The sequence below is a fragment of the Bacteroides pyogenes genome, assembly GCF_014196225.1.
Lineage (GTDB): Bacteria > Bacteroidota > Bacteroidia > Bacteroidales > Bacteroidaceae > Bacteroides > Bacteroides pyogenes_A.
Window position 1 is genome coordinate 36,507 of record NZ_JACIDI010000019.1, and the last position, 25,353, is coordinate 61,859.

The 25,353-nt window shown below is 39.0% G+C and carries 23 protein-coding genes, 1 tRNA gene and 1 pseudogene; 12 read left to right on the forward strand and 13 right to left on the reverse strand.

The genetic code is table 11. The features are described from left to right. Positions 1-4: 4 nt before the first annotated feature. The 6 genes from asnS to GGR07_RS11630 all read left to right on the forward strand — a co-directional run bounded on the left by asnS (position 5) and on the right by GGR07_RS11630 (position 6,014). Complete coding sequence (gene asnS / locus GGR07_RS11605) at positions 5-1,348, forward strand: asparagine--tRNA ligase (protein ID WP_021645682.1); 1,344 nt, start codon at positions 5-7, stop codon at positions 1,346-1,348. An 18-nt stretch (positions 1,349-1,366) separates the two neighbouring features. Further along, positions 1,367-2,212 (forward strand): RteC domain-containing protein, encoded by an 846-nt coding sequence (locus GGR07_RS11610; protein WP_021645681.1) that lies wholly within the window; start codon positions 1,367-1,369, stop codon positions 2,210-2,212. 218 nt (positions 2,213-2,430) lie between these two features. Continuing rightward, positions 2,431-2,790 (forward strand): helix-turn-helix domain-containing protein, encoded by a 360-nt coding sequence (locus GGR07_RS11615; RefSeq protein ID WP_008775017.1) that lies wholly within the window; start codon positions 2,431-2,433, stop codon positions 2,788-2,790. Continuing rightward, positions 2,753-4,795 (forward strand): toprim domain-containing protein, encoded by a 2,043-nt coding sequence (locus GGR07_RS11620; RefSeq protein ID WP_021645679.1) that lies wholly within the window; start codon positions 2,753-2,755, stop codon positions 4,793-4,795. The genes GGR07_RS11615 and GGR07_RS11620 overlap by 38 nt, the downstream gene beginning before the upstream one ends. Before the next feature lie 12 nt (positions 4,796-4,807). After that, positions 4,808-5,086: a helix-turn-helix domain-containing protein gene (locus GGR07_RS11625; protein WP_021645678.1), complete on the forward strand. Its 279-nt coding sequence runs from the start codon at positions 4,808-4,810 to the stop codon at positions 5,084-5,086. A 409-nt stretch (positions 5,087-5,495) separates the two neighbouring features. Then, on the forward strand, positions 5,496-6,014 hold the full coding sequence (locus GGR07_RS11630; protein ID WP_034543458.1) for a dihydrofolate reductase family protein: 519 nt from the start codon (positions 5,496-5,498) through the stop codon (positions 6,012-6,014). 30 nt (positions 6,015-6,044) lie between these two features. Here GGR07_RS11630 and GGR07_RS11635 read toward each other — a convergent pair whose 3' ends face one another. After that, positions 6,045-6,413, reverse strand: coding sequence for a winged helix-turn-helix transcriptional regulator (locus GGR07_RS11635; protein WP_021645676.1), 369 nt, complete (start codon positions 6,411-6,413; stop codon positions 6,045-6,047). A 198-nt stretch (positions 6,414-6,611) separates the two neighbouring features. Between GGR07_RS11635 and GGR07_RS11640 the strand changes: the two genes are divergently transcribed. Then, positions 6,612-7,505, forward strand: coding sequence for a radical SAM protein (locus GGR07_RS11640; RefSeq protein ID WP_021645675.1), 894 nt, complete (start codon positions 6,612-6,614; stop codon positions 7,503-7,505). A 57-nt stretch (positions 7,506-7,562) separates the two neighbouring features. Here the strand turns inward: GGR07_RS11640 and GGR07_RS11645 are convergent, their stop codons facing one another. From GGR07_RS11645 to GGR07_RS11680, 8 genes are all read right to left on the reverse strand, one after another. Next, on the reverse strand, positions 7,563-8,072 hold the full coding sequence (locus GGR07_RS11645; protein ID WP_021645674.1) for a nitroreductase family protein: 510 nt from the start codon (positions 8,070-8,072) through the stop codon (positions 7,563-7,565). Between the two features lie 42 nt (positions 8,073-8,114). Then, entirely contained in the window at positions 8,115-8,936 is an 822-nt protein-coding gene (locus GGR07_RS11650; protein WP_021645673.1) for an MBL fold metallo-hydrolase, read from the reverse strand. Further along, positions 8,933-9,145: a hypothetical protein gene (locus GGR07_RS11655; protein WP_021645672.1), complete on the reverse strand. Its 213-nt coding sequence runs from the start codon at positions 9,143-9,145 to the stop codon at positions 8,933-8,935. Before GGR07_RS11655 ends, GGR07_RS11650 begins: the two co-directional genes overlap by 4 nt. 12 nt (positions 9,146-9,157) lie before the next feature. Continuing rightward, complete coding sequence (locus tag GGR07_RS11660; RefSeq protein ID WP_021645671.1) at positions 9,158-11,374, reverse strand: heavy metal translocating P-type ATPase; 2,217 nt, start codon at positions 11,372-11,374, stop codon at positions 9,158-9,160. Between the two features lie 81 nt (positions 11,375-11,455). Beyond that, a complete protein-coding gene (locus GGR07_RS11665) occupies positions 11,456-12,028 on the reverse strand; it encodes an AraC family transcriptional regulator (protein ID WP_256680596.1) in 573 nt (190 codons plus the stop codon). Between the two features lie 712 nt (positions 12,029-12,740). Beyond that, positions 12,741-12,813 (reverse strand) — tRNA-Lys (locus GGR07_RS11670). 108 nt (positions 12,814-12,921) lie between these two features. Continuing rightward, positions 12,922-14,043, reverse strand: a complete 1,122-nt coding sequence (locus GGR07_RS11675; RefSeq protein ID WP_021645669.1) for an AI-2E family transporter — start codon at positions 14,041-14,043, stop codon at positions 12,922-12,924. Positions 14,044-14,056: 13 nt separating this feature from the next. Then, complete coding sequence (locus GGR07_RS11680) at positions 14,057-14,665, reverse strand: thymidine kinase (protein ID WP_034543443.1); 609 nt, start codon at positions 14,663-14,665, stop codon at positions 14,057-14,059. Between the two features lie 481 nt (positions 14,666-15,146). Here GGR07_RS11680 and GGR07_RS11685 point away from each other — a divergent pair, with 481 nt between their 5' ends. The 5 genes from GGR07_RS11685 to GGR07_RS11705 all read left to right on the forward strand — a co-directional run bounded on the left by GGR07_RS11685 (position 15,147) and on the right by GGR07_RS11705 (position 18,770). Continuing rightward, positions 15,147-15,710: a hypothetical protein gene (locus GGR07_RS11685; protein WP_021645666.1), complete on the forward strand. Its 564-nt coding sequence runs from the start codon at positions 15,147-15,149 to the stop codon at positions 15,708-15,710. Between the two features lie 9 nt (positions 15,711-15,719). Continuing rightward, positions 15,720-16,394: a 16S rRNA (cytidine(1402)-2'-O)-methyltransferase gene (rsmI, locus tag GGR07_RS11690; protein ID WP_021645665.1), complete on the forward strand. Its 675-nt coding sequence runs from the start codon at positions 15,720-15,722 to the stop codon at positions 16,392-16,394. 28 nt (positions 16,395-16,422) lie between these two features. Further along, on the forward strand, positions 16,423-17,277 hold the full coding sequence (locus tag GGR07_RS11695; RefSeq protein ID WP_021645664.1) for a Cbp1 family collagen-binding glycoprotein adhesin: 855 nt from the start codon (positions 16,423-16,425) through the stop codon (positions 17,275-17,277). An 86-nt stretch (positions 17,278-17,363) separates the two neighbouring features. Continuing rightward, positions 17,364-18,056, forward strand: coding sequence for a YjjG family noncanonical pyrimidine nucleotidase (locus GGR07_RS11700; RefSeq protein ID WP_021645663.1), 693 nt, complete (start codon positions 17,364-17,366; stop codon positions 18,054-18,056). A 60-nt stretch (positions 18,057-18,116) separates the two neighbouring features. Next, on the forward strand, positions 18,117-18,770 hold the full coding sequence (locus GGR07_RS11705) for a MarC family protein (RefSeq protein ID WP_034543439.1): 654 nt from the start codon (positions 18,117-18,119) through the stop codon (positions 18,768-18,770). Positions 18,771-19,124: 354 nt separating this feature from the next. Here the strand turns inward: GGR07_RS11705 and GGR07_RS11710 are convergent, their stop codons facing one another. The 4 genes and pseudogenes from GGR07_RS11710 to GGR07_RS14105 all read right to left on the reverse strand — a co-directional run. Beyond that, entirely contained in the window at positions 19,125-20,756 is a 1,632-nt protein-coding gene (locus GGR07_RS11710; RefSeq protein WP_021645660.1) for a RagB/SusD family nutrient uptake outer membrane protein, read from the reverse strand. Between the two features lie 29 nt (positions 20,757-20,785). After that, the gene (locus GGR07_RS11715) at positions 20,786-23,800 is read right to left on the reverse strand and encodes a SusC/RagA family TonB-linked outer membrane protein (RefSeq protein ID WP_122056747.1); all 3,015 of its coding nucleotides are present in this window, start codon (positions 23,798-23,800) and stop codon (positions 20,786-20,788) included. A gap of 11 nt (positions 23,801-23,811) precedes the next feature. Then, entirely contained in the window at positions 23,812-24,975 is a 1,164-nt protein-coding gene (locus GGR07_RS11720) for a site-specific integrase (protein WP_021644331.1), read from the reverse strand. A 283-nt stretch (positions 24,976-25,258) separates the two neighbouring features. Next, positions 25,259-25,353 (reverse strand): annotated as a pseudogene (locus GGR07_RS14105) (transposase); the annotation flags it as partial.

Consider the following 25,353-nt stretch of genomic DNA (forward strand, 5'->3'; position numbering starts at 1 on the left):
TGTTATGAAAATAAGAATCGTAGATTTATTAAAATCAGATATTTATGGAATTGATGTCTATGTGAGAGGTTGGGTTCGTACGCATCGGCAGAGTAAAAATATAAGCTTTATTGCTTTAAATGATGGCTCTACTGTACACAATCTTCAAATTGTGATTGAACATGTAAAGTTTGAAAAGAACATGCTAAAGACTATTACTACAGGAAGTGCAATCGGTATAAAGGGCAAATTTATCCGGTCTGCCGGAGGTAAACAACAAGTAGAAGTAATAGCCGGGGATATTGAAGTATATGGAATAGCAGACCCACAGGAATACCCCTTACAGAAAAAGGAACATTCTTTAGAATACTTACGGGAAATAGCTCATTTACGCTTACGTACAAATACTTTTGGTGCAATATTTCGTATGCGCCATAATATGGCTTTTGCCATACATCGTTATTTCAATGAAAGAGGATTCTTCTATTTCAATACTCCTATAATAACAACATCGGATAGCGAGGGAGCAGGAGAACTCTTTGAAGTCAAAACAGAATTAAAAGATGATTTTTTCGGTTCCCCAGCCAATTTAACAGTTTCGGGACAATTAGAGGGCGAGCTTGGTGCGTTAGCATTGGGGGCAATTTACACCTTTAGCCCGACCTTTAGGGCAGAAAATTCAAATACATTCCGTCATCTTTCCGAATTTTGGATGATTGAACCGGAAGTTGCCTTTAATGATATTAACGACAATATGGATTTGGCAGAGGACTTTTTGAAATATCTAATCCGTTATGCACTTGAAAATTGCGAAAGTGATTTAGCTTTTTTTAATGACAACGTAGATAATGGTTTAATGGATAAATTACATTTCGTTGCAAATAATGAATTTATGCGTTTGCCTTATTCTAAAGCTATAGAGATTTTACAAGAATCCGGGCGTCAGTTTGATTACCCTGTAAAACCGGGAATTGATTTATGTCCTGAACATGAACGTCATTTGGTGGAAGAATATTTTCGCCGCCCTGTGATTGTTACAGATTATCCTAAAGAGATAAAAGCATTCTATATGAAACAAAATGAAGATGGGAAAACAGTTCGTGCAATGGATGTATTATTTCCGAAAATTGGGGAAATCATAGGAGGTTCTGAACGGGAAGCCGATTATACAAAATTATTGCAGCGAATGAAAGAATTGAATATGAATACCGAAAAACTGTGGTGGTATCTTGAATCACGCAAATTTGGCACTGTTCCCCATTCAGGCTTTGGATTGGGTTTTGAACGGTTGATGCTGTTTATTACAGGTATGACAAACATTCGGGATGTTATTCCGTTTCCACGTACACCCCGAAATGCAAATTTCTGATTATAACGAAATTCAATCATGCAAGATTATATCAATGAAATATTGCATCGAATAAATGAAGAAATGGAGTTGCTTGACATTGATGAAAATGTCTGCGTGGAGGATGCTTTGCATATGATAGATGTCATACGACCTTTATTCGATAACTTGCGGAGCATGACTGTAAAATATGAATTTCAGAACGAAGAAGAAGAAATTCATTTCTTTAAAGATATAAAGCCAGACATTCTTAGTCGGTATTTATACTTTTACAAAATAACAAGAATTGAGATGAAACGTCCGATTGGCAGTGATGATGTACAACGAGAGTATCTTCATTGCCAATTGGATAATTTAAAATATTTCTTTGACCAAAATCTTGATTTCTACCAATATTATCGTTCGAAAGCAACCCACTTAGATTCTTATTACTTTGTTCGATATAAAGCGAATTTCAGATTGTGTGTTGATAGCGCATTTTTAGATAAAGACCCAGCCTTTTCTACTGGATATGATTACAAAGTAGCTAAAATTTTGTCGAATGAAATGCTACGAATATATCTCAATAGACAATTACAATTGTTAGACAGGAAAATGCAAATATCTAAAATACGAGCGGCACTTTCTGACTTTAATCTGAAATGGACTGGCTCTAAATCAGATGCGGTAGAGTTTGGATATGGACTTGTTGCTATTGCAACACTTAATAATGGAAATGTGACAATAAAAGAAATCATGGCTTTCATTGAAGCAGCTTTTGATATAGATTTAGGAGATTATTATCGAACATATCTAACTCTCAAAAGCAGAAAGAAAAATCGAACTGCTTTTTTTACATCAGTAATCGAACAACTGTTAAAGCGAATGGAATCGGACGAACTGTAATAAAGATATTTACTCCACATAAAAACTACCAAGTAACTACCAACTTGGTAGTTTTTGTTTTTATACGATTTAGATATGAAATGCGGCATTTTCGGGTAATAACACCCTGCTTTTGCTACTGAAAAAGAGAAAAATAAATATTCACCAACTTGGTTATACCCTGTAATTTTTATCTTTTGAAACCCGCCATCTTTGCAGCAAATCAATTAGTTAGCGAAATGGAGATAATAACATTTGAGTCAAAAGCCTATAAGGAATTAGACAACAAGATTACCGCTATTGCCGATTATATATTTAATCACACAGAAGCGGAAAGTACCAATGAGGATGAAATTTGGGTAGATAGTTACGAGGTCTGCACATTTCTAAAAATCAGTGACCGGACATTACAACGCTTGCGGGCAGCCGGGACAGTCACTTATTCCAATATCAAGGGACATTATTTCTACAAGATTGGAGAAATAAAACGATTATTGGAAGAACGCCTGATTAAACGAGATAAGGACAGTATTAATGACCTGATAACCAACCACCAGCTATATGTTAAGGAAAGAAGAAATATTAGAAAGGACAAATAACGGGTTATCCGTGTTCAAGCATTACATATCCGGTAATTGGCGGATAGGTCGCAATTTCTTGAACCCGCTTTATGAGGATAACAAAGCGTCCTGTAACATCTATTTCGACCGCCGAAGTGGTATCTATAAGATGAAAGATTTCGGTAACGACAGTTATAGCGGTGATTGTTTCTTTTTCGTGGGGCAGTTAAAGGGGCTGGACTGCAACAACTCAATGGATTTTGTGGAAATACTGGAAACCATAGACCGGGATTTGGGATTGGGACTGGCAACAGGTAATCCGATACCAGTTACCCGTACTTTTTCCCATATAGTAAATGATATGCCGGAGCAAACACCTGAAAAGGAAAGCAAACCCTACCAGTTCAGGGAACAGAAATTTCCGCTTGCCGAATTGATGTACTGGCAGCAGTATGGTATCACACCGGAAGTATTGGAATTTTATAAGGTGTGTTCCTTACGGGACTTTCAAAGCGTAACAGCGGATGGAACACCGTTCACTTATACTTCATCCGTAACAGAACCAATGTACGGGTATAAGAACAAACGGTACATAAAACTGTACCGTCCATTCTCGAAAACCCGTTTCCTCTATGGTGGTAACTTCGGGGAAAACTATTGTTTCGGATTGGAACAACTACCCGCAAAGGGTGATACACTGTTTATCACGGGTGGCGAAAAGGATGTCATGTCATTGGCGGCACATGGTTTTCATGCTATCTGCTTCAACAGTGAAACGGTGACTATCCCGCCTACGCTGATTTATAAATTGACGTTCCGTTTTAAGCATATCATCTTATTATATGATACTGACAAGACGGGCAAGGAAAGCGCAAGCAAACAGGAAAAACAGTTGGAAGAATTGGGAGTAAAACGCCTACTCTTACCACTTCCCGGAACGAAAGAGGAAAAGGATATTTCCGATTACTTCAAGGCTGGGAATACCCGTGAAGATTTCCTGAAATTGTTTATCGAATTTTTAGATAACCTATATAGTGATGCATTGATTATGCTCAAATCGTGCGAAATAGACTTCAATAATCCCCCGGCAAAAGCGCAGGTAATAATTTCTGCCGGAGATGTTCCATTAGGGACACAGGGAAACCTGTTTGGTATTACAGGCGGTGAGGGAACAGGAAAGAGTAATTATATAGCTGCCATGTTAGCGGGCTGTATCTGCCAACCGGATAAGGAAATAGATACGCTCGGCATACAGATAGCCGCCAATGGTAAACATAAAGCGGTATTACTCTATGATACGGAACAGTCCGAAGTACAACTGTTCAAAAATGTAAGTAACCTGCTGGCACGTGCCAAGCAACCGAACAAACCGGAAGAACTGAAAGCATTCTGTCTGACGGGTATGTCCCGTAAAGAACGCCTGCACGCTATCGTACAAAGTATGGATAAATTCTATTACCAGTATGGCGGCATCCAGTTGGTAGCTATTGACGGCATCGCCGACCTTGTAAAGAGTGCCAATGATGAAGTGGAAAGTGTGGCAGTGATAGATGAACTATACCGACTGGCAGGAATTTATAATACCTGTATTCTCTGCGTGCTACATTTCGTACCGAATGGATTAAAACTACGGGGACACTTGGGTAGCGAATTACAGCGTAAAGCGGCTACAATTCTTTCCATCGAAAAAGACGATGAACCTACGCAGTCAGTTGTAAAAGCCCTGAAAGTAAGGGATGGTAGCCCGTTGGATGTTCCTTTGATGCTGTTCGCATGGGATAAAGCAGCCGGGATGCACCTTTACAAAGGAGAAAAACCACGAGAGGAAAAAGAAAAACGAAAGGAAAAGGAACTGGTCGGGGTTGCCCGTGACGTGTTCGGCAGGCAGGAACATATAACCTATATAGACCTGTGCGAGCAGATACAACAGATTTTGGACGTGAAAGAACGCACCGCCAAAAGCTATATCCGCTTCATGCGGGAACGGGACATTATCATTAAAGACCCGTCCAACCAAAGTTATTTTATGATTGGTTTAATTTAATCAGACAGCCTTATGTATATAGATAAAGATGATTTTACCACATGGATGGAACGTATCATGGACAGGTTCGATATGCAGGACAAGAAGATAGACAAAGTTATAAAAGGTCGTAACTGTTTGGATGGCGAAGAACTGCTGGATAATCAGGACTTGTGCCTGCTGCTAAAAGTAGCCCCCCGAACACTGACCCGTTATCGGAAAAAGGGAATACTCCCTTTCCTTATGCTGGATGGCAGATGTTATTACCGTGCAACGGACGTACACAAGTTAATCCGGGAGAAAACCGATTAATTTTTTCTTTTCTAATGGCTTTCAATCCTGTTTTGTCGTAAGGTAAGGCAGGATTTCTTGTTTTGTATATAGGAGTTTTCAGGGATTTGGCTAACTTTGCAAAAGTTACATAGAAGATAATGGCGATTGAACAGTAACCTGTGATGTTGCCTTTATATATATCATATTCGTTCGCCGAATATCTCACTACGAAAACTGGCACTTTTCAAAATGACGAGATTTTCAGCGCAATGTCTATGCTATGTTTTAACATAGCGTGGGCTTGCCTGTTTCGTCATTTAGGTATGCCAGTACCTCGTAGTGGAGCAGTGTGAGTTCACGCTTCTTTTTTGAGATACTGGCGGACAGTTTGAATAAAGATTATAAACGGGTCACCCGTAAAAATATAAACTGTTTAATGCCTAACAATATGAAACAAATTAAAGCGCATATCGCTGTGTCTCTCGATGGTTTTATCGCAACATCGGACAATGAACTGGACTGGATTACTTCAAATGTAAAATCGCTTATTGGAAAAGAATACGAAACGGCTACTTGCTTGCTGATGGGAGCTAATACTTATACCTATTTATTTGAGCATTGGGGTGGATGGTTATATAAAAGTAAACGTACTTTTGTAGTTTCCCACCACGATGCAAATGTTACGCCGGATTGTGGAGTGGAATTTCTTATAGATGCTCCACTTCGGAAAGTACATGAAATGAAAAGTGATAATGATATGCTGTTAGTCGGTGGTGGTAAACTTTTGACTACACTTATTCAAGCGGGACTGCTGGATAGTCTGACCCTTTACACTATTCCTGTTATGCTTGGTAAAGGTATCAGTTTCATAGGTGAAACTTTTGGCTCAAATTGGTATTTGGAGAGTTCTAAAATTATAGATAACAATATTTTGTTATCCTCATATAAATATGTGAATGCAAGATGATAAAAAGGGAGAGTATAGAACATTGAAGTTCTATACTTTCTTCTGTTTTTCCGTTTTTTGACGGTGTTCTAAAATTTCATCGGAATGTTCCAAAGCCCATTGAATAATACCATCTAAGGGCGACATTAAACTTTTTCCAAGCGATGTAAGCCTGTATTCCACTTTTGGTGGTATTTCCGGGTACAGTTTACGATTCACTAACTTATCGGCTTCTAATTTCTTTAATGCTGTAGCCAGCATCTTTTGTGACACATTCGGAGTGTTTCTTAATAGCTCATTGAAGCGCAAGGTTCCCTTCTGATGCAGAAGAAACAATATGCGTAACGACCATTTATCACCGAAACGGTCAATTATTCCACAGGCAGGACAAATAGCTTCTCTATAATGAGTATCATCCATCTTTTTTTCTTATTTAATTCATTATCAATCAATAATAGTTACCTCTACGTTACTATCTTACTTAATGGTAAGTTCTTTTTTTATACTAAGTATCTTAGTAACTTTGTTCGCACAAAAGTAACTAAATATATTGAATATACAAAGTTTTCGGTCTTTCTAAATATTTAGCAAAGACTGAAACTTATAAAAATTAAGAGTATGGAAATAGAGAAAATGCACTTTGACGGTCAAATTTGGCGACCACCCTATGAAGCAAGTTCGCAACTGTTACAGGTAACAGCAGGATGTACATATCATAAATGCAAATTTTGTAGCCTGTATCATGGAACTAAGTTTAGATTATCCCCTGTTTCGGAAGTTGAATCAGACTTGAAAATAATTCAGGAATACCAGCCTAAGGCAAGACGTGTCTTTCTGACTGGTGCCAATCCTTTTGCTTTGAGCTATAACAGATTGTTGGATTTGGGGTTATTGATTCGGAAGTATCTCCCTTATTGCGAAACAATAGGAACATTTTCCCGCATAGCAGACATTAAATCGAAGAGTGTAGAAGAACTGAAGAACTTGCGTCATTTAAAGTTTGACAGTATTAGTATTGGCACGGAATCGGGAGATGATGAAACCTTGTCAAGAATGAATAAGGGTAATACGGCAGCAGATATATTGGAACAGTGCAGAAAGCTGGAAGAAGCCAATATTCGTTATAATTTGGTTTATCTGACAGGGCTTGCGGGAAAGGGGAAAGGACAGCAGAATGCAATCCATACGGCTGAAATATTTAATCAGCTACATCCTTTTACTATAAACTTCGTTTCTTTGACCGTATTTCCCGAATCGGAACTTTATCAGGAAATACAAGAGGGCAAATTTATTGAGGCATCGGAGCAGGAACGTCTGTTGGAGTTGAGAACCTTTATTTCTGCCCTTAGCATAAGGACAACTTTATTGGGAAATACAGTTTCAAATACAATACCTTTTGTAGGTATGATTCCCGATGATAAAGTCCGAATATTGAATGAACTGGATGCTGCAATCCGTCAAAGCAGTGAAATAGAATTAAAGCAGTATAGAAACGGTATAAGGTCATTATAAAAGCAGAGAGAAACGGGGGTAATTTCCCTGTTTCTCTCTTTCTATGGCATGATGACGTTATAATATAGTTACTATCTCATCAATGCTCTTGCGGGCTGTTGGATTGTGCTTTGAATCCGCTGGATAACCTATAGGAATTATTGCAACCGGGTGAATATTAGCAGATAATCCCAAGCTATGTTTGCATTCATCTATATCGAAATTGCAAACCCAACAAGTTCCTAACCCTTGTTCCGCTGCTGCCAAACAGATATGTTCCGTAGTGATAGCAGCATCAATATCTGCATGATTTTTATTATCATACTGACGTGTCCATGCAACCGAATCATTTGCACATACAATGATATATAGGGGGGCTTCCGCAAACCATTTGGCAGAGTAAACCTTTTGCAGCTTTTTTTTCTGCAATTCACTGTTTATCACTATAAATTGCCACGGCTGTTTGTTTACGGCAGACGGTGCATACCGGGCGCATTCAAGAATATAATCCAACTTTTCTTTCTCTACTTCTTGGGAAGTATAGCTTCTTACGGAATAACGCTTTTTTGTTAATTCTAAAAAATCCATGATGTATAATATTAATTGAGTTAAAAAATAAATCGCTATGTCTTATAACTGTATTATTTGTCCTGTACTGATATAATTTATTTTTTCGTCAGCAATACCTTTCAATATTCCATAGGCTTCTTCACCAGTACAATGGCAAGTATAAAATGTTGTATTTCGGCATAAAAACGTATTTGCAATATTTTTAATTAGGTTTATGTTTTCAGTTCTTTTCTTCAATGGGTCATAAAGATGAAAACCTGATATGCAATATTTCATTTCCTGTTTTGCAATATCTTCGGCTCTATTTAGAATATTGACTATTCCATTGTGAGCACAATCGCTGAATAAAGTTTTATAATTGCTTTCGGTTATAATCAAATATTGTTCATGCTTAAATGTATCATGCTCATACGTCCCATTTTGTTTGACGAATAGACTATTGTTTGCTGTAGGTAAATAACGATGTTCCTCTATATTGGAAAATATTTGCAATTCTTCATCTATTACATACTCATCCTCGATAAGAATAATTCTTGGATTATCTTTTAATTTTCTATCGAGACCAACGTACCATTTCATACCTAAGATATTAGCATAATATTCCTCAAAAGCGTATCGACTAATGTATATGTTCGCTTTGGCATTATTTTCTAAAAAATACTTCAAAGCTCCCCCGTGGTCATTGTGCCCGTGAGAAATAATCACAGAATCAATGTCCGAAATATCCACATCTAATTTGACTGCATTTCCCAAAAACAAACTATTTGAACCTAAATCAAATAGCAGTTTATGCTTTTTTGTTTCAATATACAAGCATAGTCCGTGTTTACTTTTATAGTCTTTGGATATGCTTGTATTTTCAACCAATGCTATTACTCTCATTTCATTTGTTCTATTTTGAAACCAGCTTTGCTAATCAGTTCTACTATTTCACCTGCTGCCAACTTATCGGACGTTACAGTCAGGGGACGATTGGAATCGGACAAATCCAAATTCCATTCTTCTCTGTTCATTTTATCTTGCAATATTTCTTCTATTTTAGCAAGACAGCCTATACATTTGGCATTTGTTTTAAAAGTCATTGTTTCCATTTTAATTGATTATTAAGTTATTCTTTTTCTTTTTAAACGCAAGCTGTTTAACACCACAGATACAGAACTGAATGCCATTGCGGCACTTGCCCACATCGGATTTAAAAGAAATCCGTTTACTGAATAAAATATGCCTGCCGCAATCGGAATACCAATTAAGTTATAAATAAACGCCCAAAACAAATTCTGATAAATTGTTTTTATCGTCAATTGCGACAGCCGGATGGTTTCCGGTATTTTCAGTAAATCGGATGAGAGTATGGTCGCCATTGCCGTATCTACAGCAATATCACTGCCTTGCCCCATTGCTATGCTTAAATCCGCTTGTGCTAAAGCCGCACTATCATTAATTCCGTCACCTACCATGCCTACTTTTTTCCCATTCGCTTGCAATTCTTTTATGAATTGAGCTTTCTCGTTCGGCAACACTCCGGCTTTATAATGGTTTATTCCTACCTTTCGAGATATGGCTTGTGCTGAAATTGTATTATCTCCTGTCAGCATATACACTTCAACACCCATTTTCTGTAGTTGTGATATGGCTTGTGCCGAAGTTTGTTTAATTTCATCGGTAAGGGCTATAGCTGCAATAGCTTGTGTGGAATCAGCAAACCATACCAATGTTTTAGCTTCCTGTGTCCATTTGTTTGCCAATTCCTGCAAATGACTGGCTATCGTAATATGGTTATCATTCAATAATGACAGGTTGCCTGCGTAATAAGTCTGACTGCCTACTATACCTTTTACACCTTTTCCCGGAACGTTTTCAAACTTATCAATGGAAATCTCTTTTTCATTCTGCAAAGTATTGACTACGGCATCCGAAAGAGGATGTTCCGATAGCTTCTCTAAACTGTACAGTATTTTTCGGCTATGTTCAAAGCCGTTTTCCCATAGGCTTTCGACGACTACCGGATGCCCTGCTGTGATAGTCCCTGTTTTATCAAGAATTATCGTATCTATCTTTTGGGCAATCTCCAAGCTTTGGGCATCTTTAATTAAAATCCCTTTTTCAGCACCTTTTCCAATGCCTACCATGATGGCAGTGGGAGTAGCCAAGCCTAATGCACAAGGGCAGGCAATTATCAATACAGTGACCATTGCCAACAATCCATTGGTGAAGCCGTTCGTTGGTGCTAAAAATATCCATGCAACAAAAGCTATAATTGAAATACTAATAATAGCCGGGACAAAGAATCGGGCTATTCTATCCACTAACTTTTGAACGGGAGCTTTGCTGCCTTGCGCATCCTGCACCATGCGGATGATTTGTGCCAGCATCGTGTCAGAACCTATTTTATCGGCAATAAACCGGAATGTCCCCTTTTGATTGATGGTTCCGGCAAATACCTTTTCGCCGGATTGCTTGTGCATGGGAACAGGCTCGCCATTCAACATACTTTCATCCACGTATGATTCTCCTGTAACAACCATGCCATCTACTGCAATGCGTTCTCCGGGTTTAACAAGAATTGTATCACCTTTTTGTACGGCTGTTATCGGAACGGTACGTTCATCAGAATCTACGATAATAGTTACCGTCTTAGGTTGCAGCCCGATTAACTTTTTTATGGCAGTTGAAGTGTTTTGCTTCGCGCGCTCTTCGAGTAATCGTCCCAACAGGATGAATGCAATGATAACACTTGCCGCTTCAAAATAAATATGCGGTTCAATCCCTCTTGACAACCAAAAATCAGGAAACAACAGATTAAAAACACTGAATGTATAGGCTATTCCGGTACTAACAGCTACAAGGGTGTCCATATTGGAAGTGCCATGCTTTAATTGCCGCCACGCATTGATATAAAATTCACGTCCCAAACCGAAAACCACAGGCGTGGCGAGAATCCAAAGTACATATTTTAAAGAGGATATATCTTCAAAAAACATACTGATAACCATAATTGGGAGAGATAACAGCAGGGCTACCACTGTACGCCTTTTTATCTTCCGGTATCTTGTCAAGCGAATTTCTTCCGCTTTATCGGCTACGTCTTCGCCGGTATCAACCAGTAAATCATATCCTGCATCTTGTACGGCAGATTGCAGTGTTGCATCGGAACATACTTCCGGATTATATTCTACCTGTGCTACCGCAGTCGCATAATTCACTGTTGCTTGATATACTCCCGGCAAACCATTTAATGTTTTATCCACACGAGCCGCACATGAAGCGCAACTCATACCCAAAACCGGATATGTATTTTTTATGTTCTTACCTTTTCCCATATTGATGATTTTTATATGCTGCAAAGGTAGGATGCTTTTATCTTCCGGCTCTTACATAATTATGGATATGACTTATATCTTTCAGACTTCATCCAAAGGTTTCAACTTGTGTCCTTTTAAACGCTTGAACTGGCTTGGAGAAATACCAGTCATATTGCGGAACTGCGTACTTAAATGTGCTGCACTTGAGTAATTAAGCTTATCAGCAATTTCGCTAATGGATAATTCATCATACACTAACAGTTCCTTTATACGTTCTATTTTCTGAATAATGTAGTATCTTTCTATACTTATGCCATTCACTTCGGAAAACAACTTGCTAAGGAAACTGTAATCGTGATGGCACTTATCCGTAAGATAATCAGACAGGTTTGTCTTGGACGAATTATCGTTATAATGCACTAATTCAATCACCGCAACTTTTATTTGTTCGATAATCTGCATCCGTTTATCATCTATCAACTCAAATCCGTATGCTTCAAGAACAGGCTTTATGGCAGCACGTTCCTCTGCATTTATCGATTCTTGCAAAATAGCTGTCCCCAGTTCAACACTAAGTGGAGTAAAATCCATTCTTTTCAGTGCTTCTGTTACAACCATAATGCAACGGTTACAAACCATATTCTTAATGTGAATAGTATTGCTTTTCATCATATATCCATCGTTTCTGCAAAGTTAATAACAATACACCGTTATCGTTTGGCAAGCTCTGAATATTCTCAATATTTAAGGCTTGCAATTTATTGATAGCGTTTATTGTTTCTTCATTTTTTGCAAATTTACGAATCGGGTAGTGCAACCTAATTGCAAAGTTGAGTAACCTGAATTAGGTGTAAGGTGCAAGTATATATCTATATATATAGCTTGCACCTTACACCTAAGCTGAAATATTTATATTCAGACATTTGCGTAATTCAAAAGGAAGCTGTATCTTTGAACCGAAGTTTTAGGCAGACAATGAACAGCCAAAGGACGACAAACAAACGTCTTTTTTGAAACCTAAATTGTACCCCCTAAGGCATTGACGTATTGATAAAGAGTTGAATTAAAGCGACATAAGGAGATAGGTTCATTACCCTGTCTCTCCGCTGGTAAATATTGAAAATCAATGATTTAAGAAACAAGCACCCGAAGAGGAACCCCAAAATGGCCTTACGGGTGCTTTTTCCATTCCGGCGGGCTTCCCAGTAAGCCGGCGTATTTGGGGACAGTTTCTTAAAGTGAAGCGCCGCAGGTGGGAAGACCCCAAAGATGGCAGGACTTACTACAAACGACTAAATTCTACTGCTCCAAAGTGGCTTTGTGCATAAAAAAGAAGGTGCGCTTTTTGACACACCTTCTTTCTTGATTTTTCTTTTGTTTTCAGTGATCCGCCTGGGGCTCGAACCCAGGACCCCAACATTAAAAGTGTTGTGCTCTACCTGCTGAGCTAGCGAATCAATCCTTATTGCGAATCGGTTATTTCCCGATTGCGGGTGCAAAGGTAGTTACTTTTATTTAATCTGCAAGTGTTTCGTCGAAAAAGATGCAAACTTTTTTCAGCCGTTTTAATTTGCTTCTTGATTATCAGTTGATTCTATGTAGTCGTGTTTTATCACCTTTTCTCTGTTGATAATGAAACGTTGATAATACGAGAGCATTAGTGTTGTGAGAGGAAGGGCGATGATCATTCCCAGCATTCCCATTAATGATCCCCAAATGGACAAGGATAGAAGGATGATGGCCGGATTGAGTCCGGTAATCTTCCCCATGATTTTGGGTACGAGGAGCGTGTCCTGTATGGTTTGTACAACTGCAAAAACGGCTATTGCGCTTGCAATGATGACCCAAAAGTTTTGTCCGGTGTCGGCCGCCTTCAAAATGGCTAAAAGAAGCGTAGGGAGGAAGCCGATGATCTGCAGGTATGGCACCATGTTAAGCACTCCGATAAAAAGCCCCAAAGCGATGGCCATGGGAAAATCGATGATCAGAAAGCCAATACTGAAAAGAATTCCCACACAGAAAGCGACCAAGGCTTGTCCACGGAAATATCTGTTCATGGCGTCTTGTACGTCGCGGACGAGGTTGGAAGCAAGTTTGCGATATTTATTGGGGAGCAGATGCAGCCATCCCTCGGCTATCGATTCGTAATCCAACAGAATGAATACGATGTATAGCAAGATGATAAAGAAAGTGAAGATGCTGAACAGGATGTTGATCGATTCGGCTACTAAACTCCATAGTTTGGGAACCGCCTCCTGAATGGCAATTAAGAGTTTTTCCTCGCTTAATATGCGGTTGAGCGATTCGAGATCTACATATTCGCGGATGAATTCAGAGAGGTTTTGAGGTATATTGCTGCCTGCTCCGTGGGTAATATATGTCATTATCAGCTCGTTCATTCTTCCCATTTCAGAAATGATGGGAGGAACCAGCAGGTAAAAAAACACCACTCCGATAAGGGTGAGAAGAAACAGACTACAGAAAATGGAAAGAACACGGCTCCTTAGGCGTAGTTTGTATTGAAAGAATTTGACCAAAGGGTATATCATATAGGCGATGAGCCATGCTATGAAGAAAGGCAGCAATACGCCGCTCAATCGTTTTACGAGTATTAGCAGACCGATAATGAGGACTATGGTGATGGAGCTTCGTATAAACGTGTCGAATGTGATCTTTTTCCTCTTCATGTTAAATATGGAGTTAAATTCTTTGTTTATTTGAGTCGTCCTGTTCGAGCGCGCGTAAATAACATACTCGGCACAAAGGTTCGTATTCGGCGGTTTCACCAAGGAGAACCTGCTTGTCGCTTTTGACCGTACGATGTGAGAAAGATGCCAGTTCTCCGCATTTCACACAGATGGCATGTACTTTGGAGACTTCGTCGGCGATGGCGCAGAGTTGTGGCATAGGTCCGAAAGGATTTCCTTTAAAATCCATGTCCAGTCCGGCGACAATGACTCTTACTCCGTTGTCGGCCAATTGTTTGCACACGTCGATCAATCCTTCATCAAAGAATTGTGCCTCGTCGATACCCACGACTTCTATTTCAGAGGTGAATAGCAGAATGCTGGCGGAGGAGTCGATCGGAGTGCAGGCGATGGAGTGGCTGTCGTGAGACACTACATCTTCTTCGGAATAACGGGTGTCGATGGCCGGCTTGAATATTTCCACCCGTTGGCGGGCAAATTTGGCGCGTTTCATTCGGCGGATGAGTTCTTCTGTCTTGCCGGAAAACATCGATCCGCAGATAACTTCAATTCTTCCTCTTCTTCGGGTCTCTTGCGTGTGGTCTTCTGAATATACTACCATTATGTTCTTGTATGTTTTTCTTTTTATATTTAAGCACAAAGGTATAATAAACCTTGCGAATTTTATTCATTAGCCGGACAAATGTTTTATTCTCTATATGTCTTTCTCTGAGAACTGTTGACTTATAAAAGTGCTCTTATCAGTGAAACAACCTGTTGCTGGCGTTAGAACAGTCTGTTCGTGTGTTGGTCAAATCATAAAAATGTGTAAGTTGACGCTTTCAGCCGGATGTATCGCCTCTATGTACAATATGGGGTGATCAGTCGAAGCATTGGCTATTAAAATAGCGTTGAATTAGTTTCGATTTTCTTACTTCAATTTCATGGAAGGGTTTTCTATAAAACGTTGTTTTTGTTTGTTTTTTACTCATTTTCAATACAGTTTTTAACTGCACATTTAGTTTAAGAACCGTTAAATAATCGGGATGTTTTAAAGGTTTTGGCTAATTTATTCATACATTCGCATTATAATTCAGAAAAAGATGAAACGACAATTGTTGACAGATATAGAATTGGATGTTCAAGAGCTTAAATGCCTTGCAGATTCTTTTTCGAAAACACCAACCACAGTTTTTCGCGAACTGATGACGCGAAATGTGTTGCAGATGCGCGGAAGATTGGATGAGTTATTGGAGGAATTGAGCGCCAATTGTGGAGTAGCTTCTTCAGATAATAAAGAGTCTGTTGCTTGTTATGTGACGGACGATCCCCTTCCTATATCTCGCGAGCTTGAAGTCGAAACAGAGTCGGTGGTGAAAGAAAAAAAAGATTTGATTTGCAACGCTGTATTTGGTGATAGAATTATGCCCGCTGTCGATTTGAGACATTCCATCAGCTTGAATGATTCTTTTCGTTTCGCGCGAGAGATCTTTGGAGGCGATAACGAGCTGATGAATCGTGTTGTGGGGCAGATTTCAGCTATGAATTCTTATCATGCCGCCATCGCTTTTCTCTCTTCGAAAGCAAAGTTGGAAGAAGGGGAGGAAAACGAAGCGATGAACGATTTCTTGGAGTTACTGAAAAAATATTTTAATCAACCGGCATAATCGAAAGGTATGGGAAAACTGTATGTAGTGCCTACACCTGTAGGAAACTTGGAGGATATGACCTTTCGTGCCATCAAGGTTTTAAAAGAGGTCGATTTGATTTTGGCGGAAGATACGCGCACTTCGGGAATTTTGCTGAAACATTTTGAAATAAAGAATTTCATGCAACCTCACCACAAGTTTAATGAACATAAGACGGTGGAGAGTGTTGTTTATAGAATAAAGGCGGGTGAAACGGTAGCTTTGATTTCGGATGCAGGAACACCGGGTATTTCCGATCCGGGCTTTTTGCTTGTCCGCGAATGTATTCGCAACGGAATCGAAGTACAGTGCCTTCCGGGAGCGACGGCTTTTGTTCCGGCGTTGGTATCGTCGGGATTGCCGAATGAAAAGTTTTGTTTCGAAGGTTTTCTGCCTCAGAAAAAAGGGCGGCAAACTCGTTTGAAAGCTTTGGCTGATGAAAAGCGTACGATGGTCTTTTATGAATCACCGCATCGCTTGCTGAAGACATTGGCCCAATTTGCCGAATATTTTGGTACTGAACGCCAAGCTTCGGTTTCGCGAGAGATATCCAAACTTCATGAAGAAACGGTTCGTGGAAGTCTCGGAGAATTGGTAGAACACTTTACCGCTATCGAACCGCGGGGAGAAATTGTTATAGTATTAGAAGGAATAGACATTTAAAAATAATTTTATTTAAAAAATTAAATGTATGAAAAAGTTAGCAGTTTTATTTGTATGCGGAGCTATGTTGGCTTCGTGCGACGGGTTAAGGGGCGGAAAAGATTTGAAGGCCCAAAATGACTCTCTTTTATTGGAATTGACACAGCGTAATGCAGAACTGGATGATATGATGGGAACTTTCAACGAAATTCAGGAAGGGTTCCGCAAGATCAATGCTGCTGAAAGTCGTGTGGATCTGCAGCGTGGCACCATTACCGAAAACTCGGCAAGCGCAAAGCAGAAGATTGCTGCCGATATCGAGTTTATCACTAAACAGATGGAAGAGAATAAAGCTCAGATTGAGAAACTACAGTCTCAACTGAAGAATAGTAAATACAGTTCTACCCAACTGAGAAAAGCGGTAGAATCATTGACTGCCGAGCTCAACGTCAAGCAGCAGCGCATTGAAGAGCTTCAGGTAGAGTTGGCTTCCAAGAACATTCGTATTCAAGAACTGGATGCAGCAGTTAGCGATTTGTCGGCAGCCAAAGAGGCTTTGACTTCAGAAAATGAAGCAAAATCGAAGACCGTTGCCGAACAAGACAGGAGCTTGAACACTGCCTGGTTCGTATTCGGCACGAAATCTGAACTGAAAGACCAGAAGATACTGAAAAGCGGAGACGTGTTGAAGAGCGCGGATTTCAATAAAGATTACTTTACTCAAATAGACATCCGTACAACAAAAGAAATCAAGCTTTATTCGAAGCGCGCGGAGTTGCTGACCAATCACCCCGCAGGTTCTTATGAATTCGTGAAAGACGATAAAGGACAGTTGACTTTTAAAATCAAAGAAGCTGCCGATTTCTGGAGCGTATCCAAATACTTGGTTATTTTGGTAAAATAAACGAAGACTATTTCTTGTAACTGGATAGCCGATGTGCCGATGCCTCTGAATTTGCACACCGGCTATTCTATTTATTCATTATTTACGTGAGATATAAAAACATATTTTTTGATCTGGACGACACCATCTGGGCTTTTTCCAAGAACGCGCGCGACACTTTCGAAGAAGTATATTGCGCAAATCATTTTGACCGTTTCTTCGATTCGTTCGACCATTTTTACACCCTTTATGAACAAAAGAATGTGGAGCTCTGGAGCGAATACGGAGAAGGCAAGATTAGCAAAGACGAGCTCAACAGCATGCGTTTCTTTTATCCCTTGCAATCTGTAGGAATTCATGATGAGGCGTTGGCGAAACGGTATTCTGCCGACTTCTTTTCAATCATTCCCACCAAAAGCGGCTTAATGCCCCATGCGAAAGAAGTGCTGGAGTATTTGGCGCCACGATACAATCTGTATATACTTTCGAACGGATTTCGAGAGTTGCAATGGCGTAAGATGTGTGCGTCGGGAGTAGACGGTTATTTTAAAAAACTTATCTTGTCCGAAGATTTGGGAGTGATGAAACCTTGGCCGGAGATTTTTCATTTTGCTTTATCCGCCACTCAATCAGGATTGCGCGATTCGTTGATGATAGGCGACAGTTGGGAAGCCGATATTACCGGGGCCAAGGGCGTAGGGATGCATCAAGTTTTTTATAATGTTACGGGGCGTACGGAATTTCCTTTTCATCCTACTTATCATATCCGGTCTTTAAAAGATTTGATAAATTTGTTGTAACTTTAGTATATTTAATCGTATTTTTGTCTGAAAATAATCAATGCATAAAAAGACAAAATTATGGATACCGCGCTTTTACCATTCGCTCTACTTTGCCTTACTTCCTTTTTTACTTTGACCAATCCTTTGGGAACGATGCCGGTTTTTCTCACCATGACTCGCGGCATGACCGATGCCGAACGGCAAAGTATTGTACGCCGCGCCACCATCGTTTCGTTTGTCACTTTAATGGTGTTTGCCTTTGCCGGACAATTTCTTTTTAAATTTTTCGGGATTTCCACCAACGGCTTTCGTATTGCGGGCGGATTTATCATCTTCAAAATAGGATTCGACATGTTGCAGGCCCGATATACGCCCATGAAACTGAAAGATGAGGAAATCAAAACTTATGCGGATGATATTTCCATAACTCCCCTCGGCATACCTATGCTTTGCGGTCCGGGCGCTATTGCCAATGCCATAGTACTGATGCAGGACGCCCATACCTATGAAATGAAAGGAGTGCTTATCGGTACAATTGCCTTTATCTATTTACTTACTTTTTTCATTCTTCGAGCTTCCACGCGCTTGGTCGATTTGCTGGGTGAGACGGGAAACAATGTAATGATGCGTCTGATGGGACTCATTCTGATGGTTATCGCGGTTGAGTGTTTCGTCAGTGGTGTGAAACCGATATTGACCGATATCGTAAAAGATGGAATGTTGATGAATTGAGAAATCACGGTAAACTGTTCTATAAGCCTGCAATTTCAAGGATTCGGTGTTGGCATTTTTTGATTATTAAGGTGGGATATTCAGAAAATGTCTCAATTTTCTATAAAGCAAAGAGTGATGTTGCCAAACTTGAAGCTCACTCTTTGTTTTTTTCTTTTTCTACTCTTTTCAATGTTAGGGATATTCGCATATAATAATATTAAAGCCAACTAATTTATTGCGAGTTAGTTGGCTTTAATATTATTATATGCGAATATCCCTATTTATAATATTGAGAAGGATTAAGCATCTAACATTGGAAAGTTTGGCATAAAACTTTCAGATCTCCTAAACGGCCCTTATAATAAACAACTTCTACGGTTTAGGAATAGTCGCTATGGGATTATTGTCCTCTTTATTAAGTCCTTTGTTTTGATTAATTTCATCCTCCGGAATCAACCATAAAAATATTTGAGACTCTGCCGGAAGATTGAAAGCGGCAGCTGCAGGATAATTCGCTTCTGTTCTGTCCAGTGGTTTCTTCAAACGCATAAGATCAAAAAAAGAAAAACCTTCACCCCAAAGTTCAATCCGGCGTTGAAGCCAGATATCATCAACCGTCACACTTGCCTCATTCCAACTTTTATCTCGTTCTTTCATCAATTCTTTCAGAGCAATTGCTGCCTCTCCATTCTTGCCCTGCTGTGCAAAGGCTTCAGCCCTAATCAATATCATTTCTTCAGCCCGCATCAATGGAAAATCACATGCATTAGTCGGATTATTATAAATATTCTTATATGGACCAAACTTAACGTTCAAATAAGGTGCTCTCCAACCTAAATATTCAGCAATATTATAATCTTTCCCTCCCTCATTAATTTTCCAAGTCCAGTCTACATTACGAGACTTTGTAAAATCATAACCTACAAGCTCTCCATTCTCTATTACTTCTTCCGCTTCAGCCCACCATCCTTTTCTTACATCTGTTTCAGGAATTTGATCATATAATTTACTGTTTATATAGCGTGCGGCATAACCGGGGGAATACCCATTCCCTGTAAAAGAACACATCATGGATGGGAAATTCAATATACCTGATTTTACAATATCATTTTCTTCAGTCACGATACTTGCCCATAGCCATGAATCATTATCTTTTGCATCATTGAATGTCGGTTTGCTTACTGCTTCTCTTGAGTAAGGAGAGTATCCCAAAAGAGCCTTTCCCGCATCTTCTGCCGCAGCTTGCCAATTATTCATCAACAGATTAGCACGTGCACGAATTCCGTATGCTACATTCAGGTTCACCTGTGATTTATCAGAACGATCTTCAGTTAATAAAGTAACAGCCTCATTCAAATCCTCCATGATACGTGTATACACATTCTTCACCGATGCACGCGGATTATTATTGATTTGCTCAACAGTCATATCTTCGGTAATAACAGGTACTCCAGGGGCTTCCTCATGGCCCTTGTATGTAAACTGATAAATTTGTATCAAATTCAAATAAGCCCATGCACGATTGGCAAGTGCTTGTCCACGATATTTTTTCAATAGCACACTTTCTGTATTTGAGGGAGCTATTTGCAAAATATCATTACACTTTTTTATATGACTATAAAACTGATTCCACATAAAATATGTTACACGCCCAGTCTCAGTACGATCTGTCATTAACAGTTCATCATTATACCAATTATATCCGGTATTTTCTGAAGGCATATCCATCCCACTTGTATCTAACATCAAGCAGACAGAAGAAAAACCAAAGTCAAAATGATTCATTCTTCCAGCCCAGTCATAAATAGCTCCATACTTTGTAAGCAATGCCGAGAGTGCTGTCACATCAGCCTCCAATTTAGACGGATCGGAAGATTGAACCTTTTCTTTTTGATCCGTTGTCATAGTTCCTCCTTCAGGGACTGCATCAAGATCTGTGCATGAAACTGCCAACATTAAAAAAGCTGTGGGAAGGATATATATAAACTTCTTATACTTATTCATATTCTTAAATATTTAAATATTACAAGATTCTAAAATGTAATTTTTATACCGCCAGAAATCGTACGCATGGGCGAATATGTATAAGCATTGGCCGATGTGTAGGATTGCCGCGGATCAAGCCCTTTTCGTTTGGAAAAGAGAGCCACATTATCTGCTGCCAAATATACGCGTAAGCTATTCACTTGGACTTTTCTAAGCAAAGAGACAGGCAAGGTATATCCTAATGTGATATTCGTAATATCCAAGTAATTAGAGCTTATAATAAATCGATCGGAAGCACTATTTGTGTATTGATCGGATGCGTTAACTCGAGGAATATCTGTTTTACTGTTTGTCGCCGACCAAGACTTCAAAATATCCTTATGCCAGTTTTGACCGGCACGAGACGCACTTCCCGGATGCATAAATGAGGCATAAGCTCCGTCGTATATCTTACCCCCTAACTGATAAGCACAAGAAATAGAGAAATCGAAGCCATAAGCATTAACTGTAGTTCCGAATCCACCATATACATCAGATAACAAATCACCTGTTTCAAAACGGTCTGCCTTATTCCATTCGGTAGTAGTGCCTAATATTTCTTTTCCATCCGGATCTTTAGTTTTGATATAGTAAAGAGCCTCTCCCTTCTCACTGACTCCCGCATATTTCCTAAGATACATTTGATACATTGATTTGCCCTCTTTATAGATACGGCTCCCATCAATTAATTCTCCCTCTAGCTCCGGAGCTAGTTCGTTAATCTTATTTTTAATAAATGTAGCATTAATATATACATTCCAATTTATGTCTCTATTTTTTACAATATTGTAATTCAGATCAAACTCTAACCCACTATTAGAAATTGAGCCCACATTCTTCGGATAAAAAGCGTATCCATTCGATGGATTTACAGGCATGTAATATAACAAATCAGTAGTCTTTCTATTAAAATATTCTATACCTCCATTTAGTTTCTCTTTGAATAAAGTAAAATCAAATCCCGTATTGAAAGAGTAAGACGTTTCCCATGTGATATTTTTGTTTCCTTTATACTCCAAAGATGTAGCAAAATTATCATTGTTATTAGAAACCTTATATTGGTCCATATAGGGATAATAGTTCTGTGTCTCTTTATCTGTAAAAAGAAGAGCATCATTACCCTGAACTCCATAGCTTATTTTAAACTTCAAGAAGTCTATCCAAGTAAGATTTTTCATAAAATCCTCCTTGGTTGCCACCCAAGCCCCTCCCAAGGAGCCGAAATTACCCCAACGATTTTCTTTCAAGAATCGCGAAGAGGCATCGCGACGATAGGAGCCACTAAAAATGTATTTCCCATCATAATCATATTGAACGCGACTTAACCAACCTTCTGTTGCATAATTATGAGTATATGAATTTATTGACGGGTTTTTAATAGCATTATCAATCTCAATTATCGATGGGTTAAACAATTTTTCCTTACTTCCTCTAAGATAATTATATTTATAGTCATAAGCTTCATGACCGATAAGGAAATCAAAGGAGTGCTTCCCAAACTCTTTCAAATAAGTAAGCAATTGTTGCTGGTTAAAACCATATGTGCGATTCGAGCCCGCATATACGATACCACCTACTTGGGCATATTGTCCATAATACGCATTGTACAAACGTCTATAAGTTGTATTATCTACATCAAGACCAACGTTATAAGTAAACTTTAACCCTTCGTATAAATTTACAGTAGCATACCATCGGCTACTTAACACATCAGCTTTATAACTGCGCTTATCTAATTCCACCATTACAGCCGGATTAGATCCACTCATGAATGTACGTTTAAATTTCCCCCCGGTAGTTCGATCACCAAAATCATATACAGTAAATCCATAGCTGTCTTTTCGAATATTACCTTCCGCATCACGGCTATACATCGGATAGATAGGAGCGATATTATTAGCTATATAAAATAAATTGGCAGAAGAAGTGCCCGACTTATTATCCTGACTCGCCGGATACTCCATATTATAGTTTGTATAAGCAACATTCGCACCGATCTTCAGCCATTTTTTTGCCTGATAGTCAGCCTTTATTCGCGTAGAATAGCGTTTAAATCCCGATCCTGCAATCAAACCGCTATCATCCAAATAGCCGGCAGACATATAATAATTTATTTTTTCAGAAGCCCCAGAAATAGCGACATTATATTCTTGACGAAGATTACCTTTATCAAATAATTCATTATACCAATCGTCCGGTGTATAATAGTAAGTCCCATCCGAATATCCCAATGTCGCTTTGGGATTCAACTTACCATCCATACCTATCAGATACTCTCCGGTCGGAACAGTATATATTTGGTATCCCAATCCACCGCCACTATTAGTCGGAAGTAAGGCATTAGCCCTTTTATGGGCAGCTTCCGCTGTGGGATATTTACTTGTCCCGAACACGCTATTGTAAATTGCTTCATAAGCTTTTTCCAAATACGTTGCCGGGTTCTTCAGTACATCGTAGTTAGGAACTGCTCTTGAATTAGTTCCCCATTTTGCATCTAAAGTAATAACTGCATCTCCTACTTTTCCCTTTTTAGTAGTCAACAAGACAACACCGTTTGCGCCACGAGCACCATACAAAGCATTGGAAGCGGCATCTTTCAATACTGTTGTCGACTCAATATCTGCAGGATTAAGAGTAGACAAGTCTCCATCGAAAGGAACCCCGTCAATAACATACAGCGGCTCATTACCGGCAGCCATTGAGCCTACACCGCGAATACGCAATTTAGACGCAACTCCCGGCTGTCCTCCGGAGTTGTTACTGGTTACCTGCACGCCAGCTACTATACCGGACATAGCTCCAGTTATATTGGAGACTTGGCGTTGTTCTATCTTGTCTGCTTTAACAGTTGCTGCCGAACCTGTAAAAGAAGACTTCTTTGCTGTCCCATAAGCTACTACCATTACCTCGTCGATCTGTTGTGCATCAGATTTTAATACAATCCTTACATTTGATCTAATCGCTACTTCCTGTGTCTGCATGCCAATGTACGAAATCTGCAAAGTCTTTGCGGAACTTGGTATAGAGACTTGACTTAATATGTCACTCTTTCCAGATCTTTTATAAGAGTTATGTCCATAATATCGGCATATATTTGCGTCGTTTTCATACTTTTGTGCCCCAGAAGTTTCTGTACAGTTGTAATATTTGCTCCACTATATATTAATAAGGTGGCATTTGTATGCCTTGCCGTGTGAAAAGAAATTCTTTTTTTAATTCCTGCCAATTTAGACAACAGGAGTAGCTCTTTATTGATATTTGAATTGTCACGTAACCTGAAAAAGTCGTTCAGGCTATTTTGATATCGTTTTAAAATATCTAATGCTTTTCCTTCGAATAAAAGATACAACGGTATTCTGATTTCTACTTTTGTTTTCACAGATTGAAAAATCAGCCAAGTGTCTCCATATAGCTCTACTAAATTTTCTTGTTTAAGACTGACAAAGTCTGAATATCTTAGCCCGGCATAACAGCAGAACAGAAAGGCATCTTTTGTTCTTCTCAGCCGGATATGTTTTTCTTCCGGAAAATAATTTTCCAATTGTTCAAGTTCTTCCGGAGACAAGTGCGTATGATGTGCCTCTACCGTTTTTATTTTATATTGTCTGAAAGCATATCTCTGCACATCCATATATCCTTTATTAATGGCTACATTAATGTATCGCTTCAGATGTTTCATATGCTTGGCTATAGTATTAATATGATATCTTTCTGATCGTAGATAGTGATCGAAAGAGGTCAGAAAATCGAATGTAATGTCCGCAAAGGAAATATACCTCTTATACCTTTTTAATATATTATATGTAGTCAGATGATTTCTTTGAGTGGATACTCTCAATGAAGAGTTCTCTACTTCTTTTTTATAAAATGCAAGAAAAGATTTTCTGGCTTCCTGCGGTATAGCCAATAAGTGTTTTAGCGAATGCAAACAGATCCTTTGGCCTTGTTGCCACAATTCTAATTCTACCTTTTCTATTTGCGCTACATAGTCGTATAACATTCTGTTCAACCCATCTGCATTGGGATGCCTTTTCACTATACGCCGTCTTGTGTCCCACTGTTCAGGCTTGAGGTATACTCTGGTTGAGAAATACATCTTTTTTTTGTTCAAATAAGCCTCTACTTGCACCAATGCAACACCTTGGTTATTAAGTTTCTTTTTCCTGTTGAAAACTAACTTGTAACTGATTTTTTCCATTAGTTCTAATTTTAATCTTCTCTATTATTTTAATTCGATCCAATATTTAGCGGAAAATCTTTAGCATTTATCTATTTTTTCATAAGAATTATTTCGTCTGTCGTCTGTACTTCATTCGTCTGCCGTTCGGGTTTTATTCGTCTGTCGAACGGGAGACGAATAAAACCCGAACGGCAGACGAATGAATTTTACTATAAAACGGCTAAGCGTTATATAAGTCGTAGCTAAAAAACTTATCGGATATATATATATATGATAATAGTTCGTTAAAAATTCGCCAAGCCTAAGCGGCTCTGGCAGTAAATAAAATGAGTTCTTTGAAAAGTTTGTCAATAACTTGCGGGTCTGGGTTAATCCCGAACACGCAAATAAATCGTT